The 3,046-nt window shown below is 59.8% G+C and carries 3 protein-coding genes and 1 pseudogene; 3 read left to right on the top strand and 1 reads right to left on the bottom strand.

Annotated elements, in window-relative coordinates:
• Positions 1-99 precede the first annotated feature (99 nt).
• Positions 100-918, top strand: a complete 819-nt coding sequence (locus ACL02S_RS24065) for an alpha/beta fold hydrolase (protein WP_412804776.1) — start codon at positions 100-102, stop codon at positions 916-918.
• Here ACL02S_RS24065 and ACL02S_RS24060 read toward each other — a convergent pair.
• Positions 884-1,690 (bottom strand): helix-turn-helix domain-containing protein, encoded by an 807-nt coding sequence (locus ACL02S_RS24060; protein ID WP_412804775.1) that lies wholly within the window; start codon positions 1,688-1,690, stop codon positions 884-886. The genes ACL02S_RS24065 and ACL02S_RS24060 overlap by 35 nt on opposite strands.
• A 185-nt stretch (positions 1,691-1,875) precedes the next feature.
• Here ACL02S_RS24060 and ACL02S_RS24055 point away from each other — a divergent pair.
• Positions 1,876-2,370 (top strand): annotated as a pseudogene (locus ACL02S_RS24055) (transposase).
• Positions 2,370-2,519 carry a hypothetical protein gene (locus ACL02S_RS24050; protein ID WP_412804774.1) on the top strand — a complete coding sequence of 50 codons (150 nt, stop codon included), beginning with the start codon at positions 2,370-2,372 and terminating at the stop codon, positions 2,517-2,519. Before ACL02S_RS24055 ends, ACL02S_RS24050 begins: the two are co-directional and overlap by 1 nt.
• Positions 2,520-3,046 lie beyond the last annotated feature (527 nt).

Here is a 3,046-nt window from a genome sequence, read left to right as displayed (position 1 = left end):
ACTGAGAGAGCAGCCCCCGGCATGACGCTGACCAGCTAACGCTGCACAGCGTCATGCCGGGGCAGGACATCATGTGCTCCACCTGCGTACGCTACAGCAATGCCATACATCGACATCGAAGGCGCTCGGGTGCACTACACAGATTCCGGGGAAAGCTCCTGGCCTGTAATGGTCTTCGCTCACGGGTTCTTCATGGACTCGAGCATGTTTGCGCCGCAAGTGGAGTTCGTCGAGTCCAGAGGTGTCCGTGCATTGTGCTTGGATGCCCGCGGCCACGGCGACACAATGTCGGACCCGGATCGACCATTCACATACTGGGATTCGGCGCGCGACATGTTGGCCGTCATGGATGACGCTGGTGTCGAGCACGCAACCCTTGTCGGGATGTCACAAGGCGGCTACACCACACTGCGGACAGCGCTGCTGGACCCCTCCCGAGTTGACGCCTTGGTGCTGCTCGACACCGAGGCCAGCGCATCTACCGCCGAGGAAAAGGCTGGCTACCAAGAACTATTTGATGCGTGGACGGACCCCAACGTCCCACTGGCAACGTTGGCCGACTCGCTTGCACCACGCCTGATCGGCGGTACGGACGCCGATCAGGCACCCTGGCGAGCGAAATGGCACTCCAGTGATCGGCCATTGATTCGACCAGCCGCGAACTGCCTCATAGAGAGAGAAACCTTGCTGGACAGGCTTGGTGAAATCACTTGTCCAGCAATAGTCATACGAGGTGAACACGACCAGACCAGTACCGCAGAGAAGTCTGCGGTACTGGCAGCCGGGCTCCCCGGCGCCAATGGAGTGGTGACGATCCCAGGAGCTGGGCACGCCGCAAACTGGACGGCACCACATCTCGTAAATGAGGTGATAGGAGGCTTTCTCAAGGAGCTTTCAGTAGGTTCTCCGGTCCGTTGAACGGTGTCTTGATGCCGATAAACCATTGGAACGGCACTGTCGCTCCAGGGACGTCTGCTATCTGGACTCGAACGCTATAAGGCTTGTCGGTATCAGGGTCGCGCAGATGCATCAGTGGCTGATGGCGCTGGAAGTCGACACGTTCTTCCAGCCACATCGCAGTGAACTCGCGACTGGTCGACAGCTGCGAAAGCAACTCCAATGCCCAGTCCGAGTTACCATAACGTCCCATGTGCCATCGGAACCAGTTGACTGTCAACCTCGCTTCAGCCTCCCACTCGAGCATGACGCTGCGCGATTCGGGAACAGCAAAGAACCAGGTGAGTACGTTCCCAACCTCGAGCAGGCGTGGGTATGCCTGGTCGTACACTTCGTTGGCGGCCAGCACAAACCAACGTTCATCGACGTATCCCGACAGGTGAGGAGCTAGACCGTCCATCACTGATTCCATGTCGGGTGTGATCAGTGTGCGCATTTTCGCCACCGTAAGAGGTGCATGAGTCCGCGGCCCTGAAGACTTTGGTAGCGCAAGGTTGTGCAGATGCTGCTTCTCGACACTGCTGAGCTGCAGTGCAGTGGATAGTGCGTCGATGAATTCAGGTTTGGGAGAGGTTCGTTCGCCTGATTCGATCTGACTCAGGTAGCTTAAGCTAGCGGGAACCAGAGTTGCCAGTTTTTGTCGACTGTATCCACTTGGATGACCGGGACGGGGGCGCTTGCGGTGCGTCCGAACGAAGTCGGCGATAGTTGGCGCGCGAAGCTCGATCGCCATCAACCACCTCTCCTGCCCAGGCTATAGCCATTCTTCACGTTGGCGAGCCTACCGGATCAGCCAATAAACATACCCCTGGTTCAGTTACGAGTTATTCCCCGAACTACTGACGACGGAACTGATGAGTAGGGCAGCCTAACAGTCTCTGTACCTGAGGTGTTCCAGATCGTGGACGGTTCGCTCAAGTGGAGACCCGCCATGCCGCTGCCCGGATGATTAGGGAAGTGGATGAAACCGGTGACCTGAAGGAGGGCGTATCTACCGTCGGTATCCAGCATCAATACACAGGCACGGCCAGCCGGATCGACAACAGTGAGGTCACGGTCTATCTCATGTACGCCGCCCAGGTCGGGCACGCGTTCCTCGATCGTGCTGTCTACCTGCCGACATCGTGGACCACCGACCCGCAGCGCCTCATATAAGCCGGGGTGCCCAGTCAGACACGGTTCGCGACCGAGTCGACGCGGGTGAAGCAGTTGATCCTCAGCGCCGTGGATACGGGTATCACCGCACCGCAGGTGACCGGCGACGAGGCCTACGGCGGAAATCCGAAACTACGGTCTGTCCTCGAATACCGAGGCGCTGGTTATGTTTTCGCTGGAGATACCGATCATCGTGTCAACACATGGATCGAGATTGGCGTCGGCCCCGACCAGGCCCCACCGGACATCAGTGGCTGATGATCCGCCGCGACCGCAACACCGTCGAACGAGGAATCAACCTCCTCGAGCAAAACCGGGCCGTGGCCACACGATTCGACAAACTCGCCATCCGTTACCTGACCACCGTCCACATCGCCGCAATCAACCAATGGCTACGACACGGATGAGTGTGGATCACGCGGGGCACGTAGTCTCGCGCAGTGCACTCTCATCGGAGTTTTGAGAACCCTCCTGCGCTGCCTCACCAGGTCGTGGTCGAGACGTTGGAGCGGGCTTTGCGTGACCGCACGGCCGAGGGGGAGGCCGCGAGTGTCCTGGTCGGAAGCGCGTTGAACGACGACGACGTGGAGTTCGTCGAGCACTGGTGCGTGCAGGTTGGGACACGGGCTGTGCCGGGTAGCCCTATGCTTGGACTGGCCGGCCTATGCCTGGGACACACCGCTCGGCGTTTCGGACGTCTCAGCGATGAAGCCCTCGCACTGGTGAAGTCGCTGGCCGCGCGTGGCGAGGCTGACCCGTCGGACGTGGATAGTCGGGCCGTCGACGGGTATGACGACGTCCGGAGCTTCCTGCACCTGTGGTGACGCACCGCTGGTGCGGTCAGGCGGCACTGCCTGCTACGACACCAGGCCGCGTGTGTGGCTACGACACAACTGAGGGCGGACACCCACCCACTTTCAAAACACGGCCTAGC

This window comes from Nocardia spongicola, assembly GCF_047200775.1.
Taxonomy (GTDB): Bacteria; Actinomycetota; Actinomycetes; order Mycobacteriales; family Mycobacteriaceae; genus Nocardia.
Note: the sequence above shows the minus strand (reverse complement) of the source record. Positions and strands in the feature narration are given on the sequence as shown.